A 17,266-nucleotide genomic window follows, 5' to 3' on the forward strand; every position below is an offset into this window, starting at 1 on the left:
TTTTCAAGAGTGTTATTTATAACATTTATGAAATGAGGGGTGTCTGTGGAACACCATAATCGTTACGGCCGCAGAGTGTAAACTACAATGTAATGCTTAAACGATTTTACTAACTCATTTTTTGAGGTGGTTGCGTTGAACAGTGTCCAGAATTTTCAAGAGTGTTATTTATAACATTTATGAAATGAGGGGTGTCTGTGGAACACCATAATCGTTACGGCCGCAGAGTATTTGTTGGAAATAAAAAGCTTGAGTAATTGAATGGTTCTAGGGAGATGACCACAGTTTCGTTGGTCATCTCCCTTTTTTTACTTTCTTCAATCGTAACTACTTCAAATCGGTACAAAAAAAGAGAAGAAGGTCAACAATATGTGACCTTCTTCTCCAACCAATATCAATGCTCAAGTATTCTTATTCATGTTACAATCTGGGGTTAAACGATTATTGTTTTTCAGTGACACTTCTTTTTACTAATGTCTCAAAAAACATTAGTAATATTTCGCCTATAAACATTTATCATTACTTAAAAGTAATGATAACATCGCTATTTCCTGTTGTATATGTGAACATCAACTTGATGGGATATGGTTTAGGAGGTAACAGCATTGCTGTTTACCTCCTTCATAGAATGTACGTTAATAGCGTGTTTATGCTAATACAATCCTACCATATTACGGTAAATGAAATTTGTTAATTTCTTGGTGGTCTCGGACCAAAAAATTGATAATAATCTACTTTCAAATTTCCATTATAGAGCTTTCGTTTTTTCGTTGCCTTTTTTCCATATAGTTCTTCAAATCCTTCATGAGAAGTAAGCATATAAACAGACCATGTATCAAGAAGCTGAAACGTTTTTCCCATATCTTTATACATTTCTTCAACTTCTGGACGTTCTCCCAGTCTTTCTCCATATGGAGGATTTCCTATTAAAATTCCGAATTCGCCACGATGCCTGAAGTCCTTCACTTGCATTTGTTTAAATTGAATTAAATCTCCAAAGCCTGCTTCCATCGCATTGTTACTAGCGAGTTCAACACTTCTATGATCTATATCTGCTCCTAAAATATCAAGTGGCTGATCATAATTTGCTACATCCTCGACTTCTTGACGTGCTTTTTCCCAACGGTCTACTCCAATCCAATGCCAATCTTCTGAAGCAAAGTCTCGATTAAACCCAGGAGCTAAATTTTGACCAATCATCGCAGCCTCGATTGGAATCGTTCCAGATCCTGTGAATGGATCTGCAAATGGGCGGTCAGGTTTCCAAGGGGTAAGCATAATCATTGCTGCTGCAAGCGTTTCTTTCAGGGGTGCTTCATTATGTAAATAGCGATAGCCCCGCTTGTGAAGCCCAGTTCCACTTGTATCAATGGTTAGAGTCGCTACATCTTTATGAAGAGCTACTTCAATACGATAAAAGGGACCATCTTCATCAAACCATCCTCGTTTATAACGCTTTTTCATGCTTTCAACAACCGCTTTTTTCACGATCGCTTGACAATCAGAGACACTGAACAATTTCGATTTCACGGATTTTCCAATGACCGGAAACTCGGCATGAACGGGAATTAAATCCGCCCACGGGAGAGCCTTTGTTTTTTCAAATAGTTCATCAAACGTATACGCTTTAAATTCTCCCACTTTCAATTTCACACGGTCTGCTGTTCGCAGCCACAAATTAGCCCTAGGTATTGCTTGGACGTCTGCTGTGAACGTCACCTTTCCGTTATCAACCTGAACATCTTCATAACCTAGATCCTTTACTTCGCGCGCAACAAGAGCTTCTAGACCCATCGTAGCAGTTGCAATTAACGTAACTTTATCCATTATGTACTCCTTCAATAAACAGATTGCCTTTATTATACGTTGTCTTTTCATTGAAGACAAACACCGAAAAATAAAAAAATCCCCTATAAAGGGGGTTTCGTTATTGTCATCTAGCAAACATTCGATAAGCCATGTTTTGTACCTTTGTACTGCAATCGGTGATGAACCTCGTACTCCGGTGGTAACCATCTATCTACAAGGGATTTCCTTGTCCTTCTCATTAGTTCATTTCCAACTGAGAAGATTCCCCTACCAAATTTTGGGTTTCTCGCTCGAGGGGTTTACCGCGTTCCACTCCATTCGTTTCCAAACGGACTACGTCACTGTGGCACTTTCAAAGGCATCACACCATATCAAAAGACGTAGGTGCTTACCTTGCCGTTAGCCCAGTCAAAACCAGACTACCCTAGCTTATTTATTGGCTAGGCACGAACACTACGAGCATCTCAGCCCGTGCGAGCATGGACTTTCCTCTACACGACAAGCGTGCAGCGGTTACCTGAATGTTTACTACGTCGCTAGCGACAAAACTTAGTATACCTTGAAACGAACTTTGTTTCAACAGGAAATTTTTTCAAGATTTATTAATTGCCCTTCTTGCTAATGCGTCAGCATTTCTATTTTGATTACTCGGTACCCATTTCATAAAAAATAAATCAAATTGCTCAATTCGCTGTATCGCATTATCTAAATAAGGTTGGAACCGTTTATTTTTCACATAACGCTTTTCAATTGCATCATCAATTAACTTTGAGTCAGTTCTAAATGAGGCAGCCATCAATCCTTTTTCGATGCATAGATCAAGCGCAATGATAAGAGCTTCATACTCTGCCTCATGATTGGACATATTACTAAGTGGAACCGAATGATGTTCAACTTGACCATTTTTGTAGTTTATAAACACACCTGCTCCAGAAGGACCCGGGTCCCCAGCACTTGCACCATCAATATACACATCGATCATTGGAAAATCCCCTACTCGTACAATTTACTTCCAAAAACCTTTTTCTCTAGGTTGGATAAGCGTTGTAAAATATCATAGTTTGTACTTCCAACTGTTTGTGTTGGAGCTTGACGTTGCGACCTGTCAGATAATTTTTTCATTTCACGCTTCAAATGTGCGTTTTCTTGTTCCAATAGTTCTACTTTTCGTTGGAAAAGCTCATAGTCTTGTATAACAACATCTAAAAATTTATCAACCTCGTCAGGACTATACCCTCTCATACTTGTTTTAAAGTCTTTCTCCAGAATTTCTTTAGCAGTAAACCGGATATTCTGTTGGTTCATTTCCATCACCTCTACCCACATGTATGTACAGCTTTCTTTCTATTTTTCCAAAAGTTTGCGTACTTGTCAATTTGTATTTGTTGTCCTACTACCAATCATGGTGTTCATGTAGCTCTTCTTGCACTAGTATATCAAGATCAGCCGGTGTGATAAAGATGATTGGAAAATCTTCCTTCACTTCACGTATTTTTGCGACTTCCAAATAGTAAGTTGGAGATCCAGGCTTGTCCTCATCATATAAGAGTAGCATACCATCAGCTTTTGCTATCAAAAATTCATTTTTTTGTCGTAGTTGAGCAGGATTATCATAGGGTCTTTTCGTAATGCTCTCAACAAAATCAGCTTGTCTAACAATTTCTTGATAGTATGATTTGGTTTCATCCTTCCAGCGTTCTTCTTGTTGCAAAAAAGGAGTTAATACAGCCAATTGCAATTGTGGAAATTCTGTTTTCAGTGCAAAAACCACTTCTGCAGCCCATAATTCCACTCCTAGTTGACCACTAATAATGACCCATTCAAGTCCTTCTTCTACAAGTGAACGCAGTCGTTGTTCAATTGCTTTTTTTATATAATAGATTCCTTGATGCTTTTGGTCAAAAATACCAAGCTCATGATTTTTATAGCCGGATACAACAATTGTTTTCATGATCATCACATCCTAATTTTAAGAAGAAAGAGCGAACTGTCGCCAGCTCGCTCTTATCTTATTCATTAAAACTTGCGCTTGCAACCACAATGTTTCTTTCCAAATCCGCCCATTGGAGACATTGCTCCTGCTACCTGAGGGCCATGCCCATATCCTGGAGACATCGCTCCTGCTACTTGAGGGCCATATCCTGGACCTGCTCCTGGATACATCGCTCCTGCTACTTGTGGACCATATCCTGGACCTGCTCCTGGATACATCGCTCCTGCCACTTGTGGACCATATCCCGGGCCTGGTGAAGGCTGCACAAACTGCTGATTATAAATGTTTTGATCAGCAGAAGTTGTGTGTGGAAAGCTTTTCACATGCTTATACACATGATTTGTTTGATAGTGTGTGTGTGATGGATACACTTCTGGAACGATATACTCACATGTCTTTTCAACAATATTCTGCTGAGTCGGTGCAACTTGTGTTGGCATCACTTGAGTTTGTGTAGGCAACTTACAATAATTAGGTCTTGGTTTGCAATACATAAGTTAATTCCTCCTTTTAAAGTTGAGTCAATATTAACCTATGTCTAGTTTGACCATGATGTACTAGTTGTTTGACCTAATTACTCGCCTAATCCCTTTAAAATCAACATATTGGGTCTCTACCTATAAGAACATAAGAGCAGAATCTCGAATTTCGCTCATGATGAATAATGTCAATCCGATCATCACAAAAAACAATACTAAAATAGCACGATACATAGTGTTCACTCATTTCTAAAAAGAATATCGACCATATTGTAATTGTTTCTACAGCAAATGACAATTGTTTTTTTACCATTACATGATGTTACAAAGCGCCGTTCACAAAATTGTCTTATTTTGTACAAACCCTTGTTTTTATGCGGTTCCCCAGGAAATGAGAACACTTCTTTCTTAGCGACTTTTCCGTATTAACCGTTTTAACCTTTGATTAAGATCTGCTAAGACTTTTTTTTGTTTCGTTATTGATTGCATACGGAGATAAGTTTCATCGGATAAGGCTAATTTTGTATAATAAATTGCTTTCTCAAAATCTTTAAATTGATGTTCACAAATTTTTGAGCATTCCAATGCAGCTAAATACATATAAGCTTTCGTTTCCAGAAGACTTGTGAATCCTTCATATGCCCGTCTCCACGATTGTTCTTGCTTCTGCCCTTTTGCAAAAGCAAATAAGCTTGCTTCAGCCGTATCCTTGCCAATTCCCATCAATTGTTCATATAAATGCATTGCAATTTCTTTCTCTCCAATTGCTTCATACCACCTTGCAACTTCATAACGCTCTCTTGGTTGGACTTGATTTGACTCGCTTTTAAGAATTAAAGAAGATAAATGAGTATACAAACTCATAAGTGATAAAACATCCCACTCATGGTGTTGAAATATTCCTTTTACAAGCTCTGGGTCCGGTTCGTTTAAAAAGTCAAAGTATAACATAGGCACCATATAACTTGGTGTATCTTCCACTCTCTCAAATAGTAGAATTTCCTTTTCGACAATAGATAACTTACAAGAAGGCAGAGCATCTTTATACATCCGTCTTGTTGCATGTAGTAAATCAAAATGTCCAAATTTCGGTAATGAAGGAACTTGATCACGGACAAATGTATGGCGTGTTTTTACTTGTGGCCAATCAAATGCTTTGCCGTTATACGTAACAAGGCTGCCTAGTTCTCCAACATCCGTTAGAAAATGATGATAAAAGGCAACTTCGGATTCTGGTCCAGGTAAGAAATATTGTTTAACACGAACACAGTTCGACTTAATTTGACAATACCCTAACATAAATATTGAATTCCCTACCCCGCTACTTAGTCCGGTTGTTTCCGTATCAAAAAAAATCAACTCTTCTACTTTCCGTCCTTTCGTAGAAAGTGGATGAGAATATAGATGATCGTGCCATTTGTAAACGATATCCTTTGTATCTGACAAAGAATATCGGCCGTGTTGATGGCTAAGTGGGTATTGCTTTTCTCTAATAAGAATATATTCATTTTCAAACCAGTAAGAGCTTGTTTGAAACGCACTCCACTCTTTCTCAAACGGGATTGTCTCAATCTTTGTTATGTCCTTTGCAGGTATAATTGGTTGTTGTACTCCTGATATTCCCATATGATGTTTCATTCGATTAAGCTTATTTTTCATCATATGTTCTTTCTCTCATTTCGTTTGAGGAGGCGAATAAACCGTTTCACTAGCGATTTTGTGTTCCCTTCACTAGCCCCTACACAGGCAGGACATCCTTCTTTGCAGGGGCATGCATTAATTAGCTGCCAAACTTGCTCTAAAATGGTTGGCAAGTGCCTGTAAACCTCTTTGGCTAATCCAATTCCTCCAGGATAACGATCATAAAGGAAAATCGTTGGTAACTCAGAATGCTCCGCTTTCATTTGTGGAACAACATGTAAGTCATGTCGATCGCACATAACAAATACAGGTGCTACTTGTTGAATCAACTCCGCTAATCCTGTTAGAGCTTGATCAAAAGGGCTTTCACGAAATTGAGCCACCAAGTGATCAGAAAAGCTAATCCACATTGCACTTGTATGGAGTTCTTCTTCTGGTAAATGAATCGGTCCTGAACCAATATTTTCAAAGGTAGATAGCCGAATTTTCTTAAAGATTGTCGCTTTCGCATTAACCATTACATCACCATAGCTTACAGTAGCAACTTCTTCCTCTCGAACATGATCCTCTTCTAATACACGAAGTTGCACAGCTAAGTTAGCATCTGTAAAATATTCAACCGCTACTTCCCTTACGAAAGCTTTTTTCTCATCCCAATCAAGATTCTCAACTTGAAACTGGACACCTTGATGCAAATAGATTGCCTCATCATGAAGCAAAGTCATTGCACTGAATCGGTCCATTTCACCAATGACAGTAGCTTTGGCAACATCACTTTGATCAATGATAACAACATTTTCTTGGGAAGCAGAGCGAAGACTAATTCCATGAGCAGGGAATGCATCATTCATCCAATACCATTTATTTGCTCGTCCATGTAACACTTGCTCATCTGCTAGAAATTCTAAAATATCTTCAATATCAACTCCATCAAACGTTTCTCCTCTTTTAAATGGTAGTTCATAAGAAGCACACTTTAGATGATCAACTAAAATAACTAAATTATCAGGGTTAACGCGTGCTGATTCTGGGCTTTTTTTAAAAAAGTATTCCGGATGACTGATAATATATTGATCCATTGGTGTTGAACTCGCTACCATCATAATAACAGATTCATTCTGCCTTCGTCCTGCTCGTCCTGCTTGTTGCCACGCACTGGCTACAGACCCTGGATATCCAGTCATAATGCACACTTGAAGTTGTCCGATATCGACGCCAAGTTCAAGTGCATTCGTACTAACTACACCAATAATATTTCCTTGTCTTAAGCCTCGCTCTATCTCTCGTCGCTGTTTTGGTAAATATCCACCACGATAGCCACGAATGGCCTCTGGCCCTATAAATTTTTTCGTTATTGTTTGCAAGTGACTCAGAATAATTTCCACCCGAACTCGACTACGAGCAAAAACAATCGTTTGAATCTTATTTTCAAGAAACTTTTTGGCGAGCTCATTTACTTCTACCGTTGCACTCTTACGAATATTTAACGCTTGATTTACAATTGGTGGATTGTAAAAAAGAAAGTGCTTCTTACCTCGTGGTGCACCGTTTTGATCGATTAAGCGCATTTGACAACCTGTCAGTTCTTCTGCTAATTCTTTAGGGTTAGCAATTGTTGCAGATGTACAAATAAAAATTGGATTGCTTCCATAATAATTTGCTATTCTCTTTAGCCTACGAATCACATTTGCCACATGGCTACCAAAGACCCCTCTATAAGAATGAAGTTCATCAATGACGACATATTTTAAATTCTCAAAAAAAGCAACCCACTTTGTATGATGAGGTAAAATTGCTGAATGTAGCATATCAGGATTTGTTATCACAACATGGCCCGCTTTTCTAACAGCTTGGCGAATGTTTGGAGCTGTATCACCGTCATATGTAAAGCACTTCACCGCAAGACCCATTTCATCAATGATTTCATTTAGTTCGCTTTTCTGATCTTGCGCGAGCGCTTTCGTTGGGAATAAATAGAGGGCACGACTCTCTTCATCTTCGATAATCTCCTGCAAAACGGGAAGGTTGTAACATAACGTTTTCCCTGAGGCTGTTGGCGTAACCGCAACAACATTTTCTTTTTTTCTTGTATATTGAAAAGCCTCATTTTGATGCGAATAAAGAGATCCAATTCCGCGTCTGTCAAGCGCCTGTTGAATCCGTTCATCCAATGACTTAGGAAACTCGACACTTCTGGCTTCAACCGCTTCCAGTTCATGCCAATGCACGATTCGTTCACTCCATTTCTCACTCGTACGAAATTCATTTAATATATCTTGTAAATCTTTCTTAAACATCCGCTACACCTCAAATTCTATTAATGTTGTTCAAAAAAAGTCGATTTTGTCTAAAACAAGCTCGAAGCAACATTTTTTGGAGCGAATAAAAAAACTTAATCAACTTAATCAAAGATCCGTTTTTATAATTTCAATTCTTCCACCTATGTATGAAGATGTCCTTGCATACCCTTTTTGGACAAACATTACTCATTTCATTTTAGCGAATATTTGTTTGCTTTTCTACATAAAGTTCATTTTCAAAAAGCATTAAAAAAGAGAGAAACTCAAAAAGGACAAGAAATCGTACCGTTCTCATCACCAAGCATTACCATTATCAATAGAAAAGTCATCATAAAGTATCCTAAAGACTGGGGCATCTTTTTTACACTTGCATAACGCATTAAAACATTAAATGTGCAAAAAATAATAATCACACTTAAAAGGTAGCAACTATAAGAGTGATTGATCATTTTGTTTCATTTCTTCAACGATGTACCAAACATCCTTTTCTTTCTGTTTACCAAGAAAGAAGTTGAAGACAAATCTAGAACATCCGATCGTTTTGTAAATAAGCTCTACTTGTTTTCCGTTCGGAAAGATACGATAATTAAAGTTTTTTCTGATTAGCATCGTATTCACCTCACCTGAAAGGAACGTATGTTCTTACTATATCATGATGAGAAAGGTTTTGGCTATCGTCAAGCAAAATTCATCTCTCCCTTACCGCTGGGGGCCTTCACGCTTTAAGGTGTAGCCTTCTTTCGGTAATTGATAAAAAAGAAAACCAAATCGCATAGATTTGGCCTTAAAATAGTAGTTTTATTTATCTTTTCCCTCGTCAACACTCACTAACACTTTCCCGCAAATGAATCTCATAAGGCATCACAATTTTTTCATAGAGTAATTCTTCAGACTCCATCTGTTTTAACAATAAATTTGCTCCTTGTTTCCCTAAGTTTGTGTAGGAATAGTGTACTCCTGATAATTTCAATCGCGAAGCTTTCGCTAACACCGTATCATCTAAACCAAGTACAGAAATGTCGTTTGGAACCCCAATTTCATGATCCTGTAAACAATTAAGTGCCCCTATCGCCATCCCATCGTTTACAGCAATTACGGCTGTTACCTCATTCTGAATCGCAAGGATCTCTTCCATTTGCTGATACCCAGCTTCAATTGTAAAGTCGCCATTCCTGCTTAATTCAACTTCCATGCTTAGACCATTCTCCTTAAGCGCATCACAAAAGCCTAACTGCCTTTCCATTGCGTTTACCGAGGTAGGAGGCCCTCCAATAAAAGCAAATTTTCGGTGTCCCAAGGCGATAAGCTTTTTTGTTGCATCCTTTGCAAATGTATAGTTATCAAAGGTGACAAATGAAATTTGCTCTTGTTCGGTCCGCTGCAGAAGAACAACGACAGGAATAGGAATTTTTTTAATTAATTCACGATGCTCTTCTTTAAATTCACGAGTCGCAAATAAGATTCCCTCTACACGTTTCGAACGAAAAATTTCGAAGTGCTTCAATTCGCTCTGCAAATTCCCGTTCGTACATGCAATAAGCAGATTGAAATCATGTTCTTCAAGAACTTCGTTTACACCATTAATCATTCGCGGGATCCCCTCACCGATCATGCTATGGACAATGAGACCGATAAGATGGGTTTTCTTTTCCGCCAGTTCCCTTGCTAGAACATTGGGATAATAGCCTGTCTCCTCAATGACAGCCTCGATTTTTTTTCGTGTACTTTCTTTTACGGTACCCGAGTTATTAAACACCCTAGAAACGGTCGCAATTGATACACCTGCTTTCTTGGCAACTTCTTTTATATTAATATCTTTTTTCATGTTTTTCCTCCTAAGGGATGTTGAAAGGAAAGGACAAAGAATCGGTAAGCAGATGGATGACGTATGTTAATAATCCCACTTGCTTGCTTTCATATTCACTTTTCCACCATCAGCAAAGAACCTGATTCCGCTGCTTTCACGTTTCGGAAAAACCCTCCCTGTGAACACTTCTTCCCCATCATTCACAAATAATTCAATCGATGAAGCGTCGACAAATAAATGAAACTTGATCGTTTCACGATCCATCTCACATTGACGAACCACACCATAGTCTAGTGCAAACGCCTCTCCCGATTGACTTCGGTCAAAAATCATTTTTTTATTTATAGCATCGTATTTTAAAGTCGTTGCTTCTTGCTCACCTACACGGACATCTATTCCGAATGCAGTGGCATTCTTATTGCTAAACTCACAAATCAATTCATAGGATACACCATGAAAAGATTCAAACCTTTTCCTTTCACTCAGGAGAGTCGCTTCCACTTCTACGTTGCTTTTACGTAATTTCGCTACTTCCTTTACAGGTTGTTGAATGAGTTTCCCGTTTCTCATTGTTACTTCCCTAGGTAATGTTAAACAATGTGCCCACCCATGGCGATCAGTCGGATACTCAATTTCAGGTAGCCCCATCCATCCTACTAAGATCCGGCGATTTTGATCATCGACCATTGTTTGAGGGGCATAAAAGTCAAATCCACGATCTAACTCGTGAAATTCAGAATGACGAAACGTACGATTAGTTAAATCCAATCGATCCCCAAGAAGATAGCCCGACTGATATAGATTTTGAAATTGATCCCCTTCAGGGTGGATGCCTTGTGGCGAGAACATAAGAACGCCTTGATAATCAAATTCAAAATAATCCGGACACTCCCACATAAACCCAAAGTCATGTAAGTCAGTGGTAATCTCCCCAAGAAACGTCCAATCCTTTAGGTTATCCGATTGATACAACACAACACATCCTGTTGCATCCGTTCGTTGAGCACCAATAATCGCATAAAACTTTCCACCTTGCTTCCAAATCTTCGGATCGCGAAAATGATCTGTATATCCTTTTGGAACCCCCTTTATGACGGGTTCTTCATATTTTTCAATGGTCCCATGCTCATCCATCACTGCTATGCATTGATAAGGATGTCGGATCCAATCTTGGTCACGACAATTTCCAGTATAAAATAAATACAGCTTGCCTTCATGCTCGATCGCACTCCCAGAAAAAGCTCCATGACTTTCAAAATACTCGGTTGGTTCAATACCTACCCCAACATTTTCCCATCGAACAAGGTCGACTGACTTTGTATGATACCAATATTTCAAGCCATGAACTGGTCCTAAAGGAAACCACTGATAAAACAAATGATATTCTCCATTATAATAAGAAAAACCATTTGGGTCATTTAGTAACCCCATTTCAGGTTGAATATGATACGTTTGTCGCCAATTACACTTCCCCACGCTGCGTTTTAACTCTTCAATTTCGTTCGCATCCGCTTCCTGCAGACGACGGTACCTTTTCTCTCTCGTCCACTCCATAATAAAAACCTCTCTTTTCTATAAAACAATAGGAGAATCGTTAGACTCTCCTACCACTATTTTTTTCTTTACTTACGCAGCGTTGCTTTTATTCTTTTTGTTTTCCTTCCGTTGATGTCTCTTTGCAAATACAAATGTCAAGGCAAAAGCGACGACAAAGGTTATGACCATTCCAATAATAAAGTGAAGAATTACATCAACACGAATCGCAATAACCCCAGGAAGACCCGCAGGACCAAAGGCTACAGACAACACTCTATTTAACGTAATATAGGCAGAACCGATAGCCGCACCAATAATCGCTGCAATAAATGGATAGCGAAGCTTTAAGTTAACCCCAAACATGGCTGGCTCAGAAATCCCCAATAAAGCAGATATCCCTGATGCCGAAGCAATACTTTTCATCTTCGTATTTGCAGTGATAAATATAACCGCTAATGCCGCAGCACCTTGTGCAACATTGGACATCGCAGCAACCGGGAAGATAAATGAACCACCTGTTCTTGCTAGATCGGCTAGCAATTGTGTTTCAACCGCAATAAAACTATGATGCATCCCTGTAATAACAATCGGTGCATAAATCAATCCAAACAATCCACCACCAATAAATCCTGCCGTATCAAAAAGCCATACCAACCCGCCAGTTAGCACATCTCCCCCTGTTCGAGTGATCGGACCAACAAAAGTAAAGGTTAAAATCCCTGTAATAAATAAAGTAAATAATGGAGTTAACAAGTTATCTAATGCGGCCGGGACAACTTTTCGCAGCAATTGTTCAATTTTCGCTAAAATAAATGCAGCGACTAAAATCGGCAACACGGTACCTTGATAACCAACCTTCTCAATCTCAAATCCTAAAATGTTCCAAACCGGAATCGTTCCCTCAAGAAGCGCATCTGCGTAACCATACCCATTTAATAAATCCGGATGCACCATTAACATACCAAGTGCAGCCCCTAAAAACGCATTCCCTCCAAAACGCTGTGCCGCTGAAAATCCAATCAAAATAGGTAAGAACACAAAGGCAGCATTAGCGAATGTATTTATTAAAGATGCTAGATCCGCAATTCCCGGGTAAGCATCAATTAAAGACATCCCGTCATAAAATAAATCTTCTGCAGTTAAAATATTATTAATACCCATCAGTAAACCCGCAGCAACAATTGCAGGAATAATAGGAACAAAAATATCAGATAACACTTTCACAAACTGTTGAATGGGATTCAACTTTTTTGTCCCAGCCTTTTTCACATCTTCTTTTGTTGACATTTCACTAATTCCCGCAAGAGGAGCAAGCTTAGCATACACTTGATTGACTGTTCCTGATCCAATTATAATTTGATACTGCCCACCTGTAGCGAACGTCCCCTTTACCGCATCCATCTCATCGAGCTTTGCCTCATCTACTAAACTCTCATCTTTCAAAACAAGACGTAACCTCGTTGCACAATGGGCAGCAGCCTCTACATTGTCCTCTCCACCAATCGCTTCTAAAATCTCTTTTGCCACCTTATTATAATCCATGATGCCCTCCCATTGTAAAGCTTTACATTTCTATCAATGAAACACTGTAAAGCTTTACATTTTATTCTATATAAATCAATATCTTTTATAAAGCTTTACTTTCTCATTAAAAAACTGAATTAAATTGCTTCCATTACAAATGTAAAGCTTTACATTGATTTGTTACAAATTATAGGTTATTTGTTTCGTTTCGTCAATATGATTTTTCTTGAAAATGAGTACCTCTAGTTAGAAGAATGATAAAGCTGATTTAGCAAACGTATTTTTCTCCTTCTTGACCTTTATCTTCTTACTAGCTATTCCTTGTAAAAGATTCCTGAATTTCATCCAAGATAAAAGGCTCGACATGAATGCCGAACCTCCACTATTATAAAAACCCTAGAAAGCCCTACACCAATTGAACTCAATCCAATTAATAAAAGTGCTCTTACAATGAAGGAAATTGCTTCAATATCAACAAAAATAACTTTTAACAAAGTGAAGAACAAAGCAATCCCAAAAATACGAATAGGCACAGTTTTAACTCTACTTATTGCTTTTCATTATTCGGATTTCACTTTAAAAAACACTTTGTCTACATTGTACTTCGCCTTGAGTTCATTAATAATATACGTCTCATAAATTTCTCTATGTACAGGGCTTTCGATCACACAAACCTCAATTTTAGTAACTTCATCTCTATGCATTTTGATCGGCGATACAGTATCCTCAAAATGTTTTTTGATTCTTTGTCTTAATTTCCTTGCTTTACCGACGAACAATAATTCCTTGCTATCATTATAAAACATAAAAATTCCGCCCTTATCTCTAGGGATCAGATGAAGATCAGTAAATCCATAAATATTACTTAGCTCTGGATTATCCTGTTTAGTAATCGTAACACTCGGTGTTGGAATGGTTATGTTTATCACGTAAGATCACTTCCTCTTTCTATATTGTTACAAATGCTATCATAAATTGGTATGTATTACTATTTTCACTGTTTCTCTATATCCACAGCACATAAAAAGGACTCTACTAGAGAGTCCTTTCATCATTATTATGCTTTGTTTACATTAACAGCTTGAAGTCCACGTTGACCTTGCTCAGTGTCAAATGTAACTTTTTGGCCTTCATCTAAAGATTTAAATCCTTCGCCTTGGATAGCTGAGAAATGTACGAATACATCATCTCCACCTTCAATTTCGATGAAACCGAATCCTTTTTCTGCGTTAAACCATTTTACTGTACCTTCTTGCATGTGTGTTTCCTCCTGCGTGGATTATTATCCACATTTTATTACTATCGTTGCTCAAGTTATCAAAGGCGAAAAGTTTAAATACTTATTTTTTCCCTACAGACCGAACAAAAATAATTCTTCCTAAGAATAACAGATAAGGTATAGAAAAGCAAATAGCGTTTTATTGGAAAGTAGGTGCTATTATGTACCAATCGAATTACTATAGGATTGGACATTATTCTTTTTACTTTTAAAACGAGGTGTTTTCGCTTGTTTTTTGTAATAACGTTGATAGCGGGGGCGCAACGTGCGGAGCCAGTACCGCTTCCTTGATGGACTTTTTCAGTGGCTTCGGTTCTCCACACTGTTTGTTAACTATTTTTTTATACACCAATGCAATATGAACACACCAGACATCTAAGGTTTTGGAATTATGATTTCTAAGGTATTTACTTTTGAACCATCTTTTGCTGAGTAGACAAACAATTCGAATTTCGCTTCAATTGTAGATACTAACTCTTTTTCAAAATTTATTTCAAATTCTCCCCAATTCGGCGCCCCATCAGTTTGGTAGTAATATTCCAGCAACACTTCTTCTCCATCATAAAGAGCATATTGAAAGACCCCTTCAAATACTTGTGCTTTCCCTGTTACAATCATTTCATCTTCTGATTCAGCCACGACCACGTCTTTAAACACTTCATTATAATATACCGTTTCATCTGGTCTATTCGAATCTGGTTCAACTGGATTTGTTTTACTTTCATCTTTCGGTTTTTGTTCTTTATTCTCTTCTACTACTACTTCTGTTATTTCTTCAGCATCTTCTGGTACTGTTACGCTTGTATTTTCTCTTTCTAATTCTTTTCCTTCTTCTTGTTGACTACATGCTACTAAACTAACAGTAGTGGTTAATATAGCTAACAAATAAGCCATTTTTTTCATTTTTGTTCTCCCCTTCTCTCTCTTTTTTGTACGTGTAATTCAATTCCACTTAACAATAATCTTTTCCAAGCTTTTCTCTATAGACCCCATAAAAATAATATCAAAGAAGTCCCAATCAAAATCCACAAAATAATTCCCACAAGAAAGAAATTCATTTTTTTACCTTTTTATCCAATGTCGATCTGAATACATTATATGCTACTCATTCACCATTCCTCCCTTAAAAAAAAAATAAAAAAAGACCGAGGGAAAATGATTTCAACGCATTACACATACACTGAAGCTATTCCCTCGGAACTTTTATGTTACATGACAGATAGTTTTTATTTACATATTTTTTTGCCCATGGTAAACTTTCATGTATTATAGAAACATTTTAATATATAACGCATATCATTAATAAGAACAAACAATTAAAAATACTTTAGTTAATTTTTTTACCCAAAAAGTTTCCTCGAGGCAAAAAAATACCCTTAAGGAAACAACATAACCAGGAGGAGTCTTTAATGAAAATTACTAAAAATCTTAGATTTTTTTCATCTTTAATTGTATTAATACGAATACTTTTTGGAGTAGGTTGGTTATTAGCAGGTATAACTAAAATTACCGAAAAATTATGGTTTAAAGAACCAGGTTTATTTTTGAAAGAGTATCTTATGGATTCATTACAAAATCCTAATACCCCGAGCTTTTATAAGATCTTCATTGAGAATATAGTTTTAGAGCATGTTATGTTTTTTAACTATGCTATACCAATTGTTCAAATGATTCTTGGTATATTTCTTATAGTAGGTTTATTTATCATACCTTCTATTCTTATTTGTCTCTTTATGCATATAAACTTCATTCTTTCTGGAAATATGAATTTAATGAGTCTTGCTCTTTATACAAGTGCGTTTTTATTAATTATTTTTCAAACAAATATGTATCATTTCAGTCTTGATAAATCTTTCAATCTACAAACTCTATTCACTATTACTCAAAACAAAAAAGAAACAACCGCCTCTTTGCCATCCAACAAAGAAAGGTTGCTTAGAAACTCTTAATTCATCTTTAAGTGAAAATGTCTATTATCATTGCATTGAGCTACCAAAATTGGCTAAACTTTATGAACCGCACGTCATGGCCCTCTGTATAGAATCAAGTAAATTACCATCAAATCAATAAGGTCGGATACTGAGGATAATACCTCAGTATCCGACCTTATTTTTGCTTTTTCTTTTACAAGCATTCTTGAACTTCTGAGATCTTTTCTTCTTCACATTTTTTTTACCTTTGTTAATATTCAAAAAATGAAGATCACAACTGTAATCCTCTTTTAGATAACTAATAATACTCGATCCTCTTTAGCATACTGATGCAACAGATACTCACAAACTTCCCTCGTCCACAGAAATACCTTTTTATGAGAACGCCTTTAATTTAAAAAGATTTATAGTAAAAAACGGTAGCATGTAATTCTCCATTTGCCGATTTCGCATAATGAGGGATTTTACCAGCCTGCATATAACCAATTAAAGAATAAAGAAGATTAGATGGGTCACCTTCTCTTGTATCGAGAACTAATAATGACCTGCCTTCCTGCTTGGCTCGATCTTCAGCTTTTTCCATAAGTGAACGACCAATACCATTGCGTCGATAATTAGGGTGTGTCATTAGTTTTGCAATTTCAGCTCTATGACCACCGTTTTGCTTAGTACATAGCTGCAATTGTACACTTCCAACTATCCGATTGTTTATTTTAGCGACAAATAGAAGCACTTCTGGATTTAATACATTTCTCCAATATTTAATAGCATCCGATAATTGCAGTGGTGGTAAAAAGCCAATCGATGCACCATCTTCTACTATCTGTATCAGAAGTTCGGAAAGTTCATCAACGTGTGCTTCGATTGATTTAATTTGTTCAATTTTCACATTACTCCCCAACAAAATCACCTCAATACATATAACTAAATAGAACTTATGAATCGATTATAATAAACTACAATCAAA

The 17,266-nt window shown here is 37.2% G+C and carries 16 protein-coding genes and 1 other RNA gene; 1 reads left to right on the forward strand and 16 read right to left on the reverse strand.

Going from position 1 to position 17,266, the window contains the following annotated elements; translation table 11 throughout:
- Positions 1 to 690: 690 nt before the first annotated feature.
- From SLH51_RS17570 to SLH51_RS17640, 15 genes are all read right to left on the reverse strand, one after another.
- Positions 691 to 1,827 carry a THUMP domain-containing class I SAM-dependent RNA methyltransferase gene (locus SLH51_RS17570; protein WP_335962730.1) on the reverse strand — a complete coding sequence of 379 codons (1,137 nt, stop codon included), beginning with the start codon at positions 1,825 to 1,827 and terminating at the stop codon, positions 691 to 693.
- A 120-nt stretch (positions 1,828 to 1,947) separates the two neighbouring features.
- Positions 1,948 to 2,334, reverse strand: an RNA gene (rnpB, locus tag SLH51_RS17575) — RNase P RNA component class B.
- A gap of 67 nt (positions 2,335 to 2,401) precedes the next feature.
- On the reverse strand, positions 2,402 to 2,791 hold the full coding sequence (locus tag SLH51_RS17580) for a reverse transcriptase-like protein (RefSeq protein ID WP_335962731.1): 390 nt from the start codon (positions 2,789 to 2,791) through the stop codon (positions 2,402 to 2,404).
- A gap of 11 nt (positions 2,792 to 2,802) precedes the next feature.
- A complete protein-coding gene (gpsB, locus tag SLH51_RS17585; protein ID WP_335962732.1) occupies positions 2,803 to 3,114 on the reverse strand; it encodes a cell division regulator GpsB in 312 nt (103 codons plus the stop codon).
- Between the two features lie 88 nt (positions 3,115 to 3,202).
- The gene (locus SLH51_RS17590; protein ID WP_335962734.1) at positions 3,203 to 3,760 is read right to left on the reverse strand and encodes an SLOG family protein; all 558 of its coding nucleotides are present in this window, start codon (positions 3,758 to 3,760) and stop codon (positions 3,203 to 3,205) included.
- 65 nt (positions 3,761 to 3,825) lie between these two features.
- Positions 3,826 to 4,296, reverse strand: a complete 471-nt coding sequence (locus SLH51_RS17595; RefSeq protein ID WP_335962735.1) for a spore coat protein — start codon at positions 4,294 to 4,296, stop codon at positions 3,826 to 3,828.
- A 393-nt stretch (positions 4,297 to 4,689) separates the two neighbouring features.
- The gene (locus tag SLH51_RS17600; protein WP_335962736.1) at positions 4,690 to 5,943 is read right to left on the reverse strand and encodes a ribonuclease H-like domain-containing protein; all 1,254 of its coding nucleotides are present in this window, start codon (positions 5,941 to 5,943) and stop codon (positions 4,690 to 4,692) included.
- Entirely contained in the window at positions 5,940 to 8,219 is a 2,280-nt protein-coding gene (locus SLH51_RS17605; protein ID WP_335962737.1) for a DEAD/DEAH box helicase, read from the reverse strand. Before SLH51_RS17605 ends, SLH51_RS17600 begins: the two co-directional genes overlap by 4 nt.
- A gap of 432 nt (positions 8,220 to 8,651) precedes the next feature.
- Entirely contained in the window at positions 8,652 to 8,831 is a 180-nt protein-coding gene (locus SLH51_RS17610; RefSeq protein ID WP_335962738.1) for a helix-turn-helix domain-containing protein, read from the reverse strand.
- 208 nt (positions 8,832 to 9,039) lie between these two features.
- Positions 9,040 to 10,047: a LacI family DNA-binding transcriptional regulator gene (locus tag SLH51_RS17615; protein ID WP_335962739.1), complete on the reverse strand. Its 1,008-nt coding sequence runs from the start codon at positions 10,045 to 10,047 to the stop codon at positions 9,040 to 9,042.
- A gap of 66 nt (positions 10,048 to 10,113) precedes the next feature.
- Positions 10,114 to 11,583, reverse strand: coding sequence for a glycoside hydrolase family 32 protein (locus tag SLH51_RS17620; RefSeq protein ID WP_335962740.1), 1,470 nt, complete (start codon positions 11,581 to 11,583; stop codon positions 10,114 to 10,116).
- Positions 11,584 to 11,655: 72 nt separating this feature from the next.
- Positions 11,656 to 13,107, reverse strand: coding sequence for a sucrose-specific PTS transporter subunit IIBC (locus SLH51_RS17625; RefSeq protein ID WP_335962742.1), 1,452 nt, complete (start codon positions 13,105 to 13,107; stop codon positions 11,656 to 11,658).
- A 542-nt stretch (positions 13,108 to 13,649) separates the two neighbouring features.
- A complete protein-coding gene (locus SLH51_RS17630) occupies positions 13,650 to 14,018 on the reverse strand; it encodes a nucleotide excision repair endonuclease (protein WP_335962743.1) in 369 nt (122 codons plus the stop codon).
- Between the two features lie 128 nt (positions 14,019 to 14,146).
- Positions 14,147 to 14,347: a cold-shock protein gene (locus SLH51_RS17635; protein ID WP_317123950.1), complete on the reverse strand. Its 201-nt coding sequence runs from the start codon at positions 14,345 to 14,347 to the stop codon at positions 14,147 to 14,149.
- Between the two features lie 396 nt (positions 14,348 to 14,743).
- Positions 14,744 to 15,271 carry a Gmad2 immunoglobulin-like domain-containing protein gene (locus tag SLH51_RS17640; protein ID WP_335962745.1) on the reverse strand — a complete coding sequence of 176 codons (528 nt, stop codon included), beginning with the start codon at positions 15,269 to 15,271 and terminating at the stop codon, positions 14,744 to 14,746.
- A gap of 506 nt (positions 15,272 to 15,777) precedes the next feature.
- Here SLH51_RS17640 and SLH51_RS17645 point away from each other — a divergent pair.
- Positions 15,778 to 16,317, forward strand: coding sequence for a hypothetical protein (locus tag SLH51_RS17645; RefSeq protein WP_335962746.1), 540 nt, complete (start codon positions 15,778 to 15,780; stop codon positions 16,315 to 16,317).
- Positions 16,318 to 16,693: 376 nt separating this feature from the next.
- Here the strand turns inward: SLH51_RS17645 and SLH51_RS17650 are convergent, their stop codons facing one another.
- Positions 16,694 to 17,200: a GNAT family N-acetyltransferase gene (locus SLH51_RS17650; RefSeq protein ID WP_335962747.1), complete on the reverse strand. Its 507-nt coding sequence runs from the start codon at positions 17,198 to 17,200 to the stop codon at positions 16,694 to 16,696.
- Positions 17,201 to 17,266: the final 66 nt, after the last annotated feature.

Source organism: Halalkalibacter kiskunsagensis, from assembly GCF_037027555.1.
GTDB lineage: Bacteria > Bacillota > Bacilli > Bacillales > Bacillaceae_D > Halalkalibacter > Halalkalibacter kiskunsagensis.

What these genes read in the sequence shown, in the direction of transcription:
- SLH51_RS17590 (WP_335962734.1), bottom strand. Translation starts at nt 3,760, where the DNA reads ATGAAAACAATTGTTGTATCCGGCTATAAAAATCATGAGCTTGGTATT.
- SLH51_RS17625 (WP_335962742.1), bottom strand. Translation starts at nt 13,107, where the DNA reads ATGGATTATAATAAGGTGGCAAAAGAGATTTTAGAAGCGATTGGTGGA.
- SLH51_RS17615 (WP_335962739.1), bottom strand. Translation starts at nt 10,047, where the DNA reads ATGAAAAAAGATATTAATATAAAAGAAGTTGCCAAGAAAGCAGGTGTA.
- SLH51_RS17640 (WP_335962745.1), bottom strand. Translation starts at nt 15,271, where the DNA reads ATGAAAAAAATGGCTTATTTGTTAGCTATATTAACCACTACTGTTAGT.
- SLH51_RS17570 (WP_335962730.1), bottom strand. Translation starts at nt 1,827, where the DNA reads ATGGATAAAGTTACGTTAATTGCAACTGCTACGATGGGTCTAGAAGCT.
- SLH51_RS17620 (WP_335962740.1), bottom strand. Translation starts at nt 11,583, where the DNA reads ATGGAGTGGACGAGAGAGAAAAGGTACCGTCGTCTGCAGGAAGCGGAT.
- SLH51_RS17645 (WP_335962746.1), top strand. Translation starts at nt 15,778, where the DNA reads ATGAAAATTACTAAAAATCTTAGATTTTTTTCATCTTTAATTGTATTA.
- SLH51_RS17600 (WP_335962736.1), bottom strand. Translation starts at nt 5,943, where the DNA reads ATGATGAAAAATAAGCTTAATCGAATGAAACATCATATGGGAATATCA.
- SLH51_RS17595 (WP_335962735.1), bottom strand. Translation starts at nt 4,296, where the DNA reads ATGTATTGCAAACCAAGACCTAATTATTGTAAGTTGCCTACACAAACT.
- SLH51_RS17605 (WP_335962737.1), bottom strand. Translation starts at nt 8,219, where the DNA reads ATGTTTAAGAAAGATTTACAAGATATATTAAATGAATTTCGTACGAGT.
- gpsB (WP_335962732.1), bottom strand. Translation starts at nt 3,114, where the DNA reads ATGAACCAACAGAATATCCGGTTTACTGCTAAAGAAATTCTGGAGAAA.
- SLH51_RS17610 (WP_335962738.1), bottom strand. Translation starts at nt 8,831, where the DNA reads ATGCTAATCAGAAAAAACTTTAATTATCGTATCTTTCCGAACGGAAAA.
- SLH51_RS17635 (WP_317123950.1), bottom strand. Translation starts at nt 14,347, where the DNA reads ATGCAAGAAGGTACAGTAAAATGGTTTAACGCAGAAAAAGGATTCGGT.
- SLH51_RS17580 (WP_335962731.1), bottom strand. Translation starts at nt 2,791, where the DNA reads ATGATCGATGTGTATATTGATGGTGCAAGTGCTGGGGACCCGGGTCCT.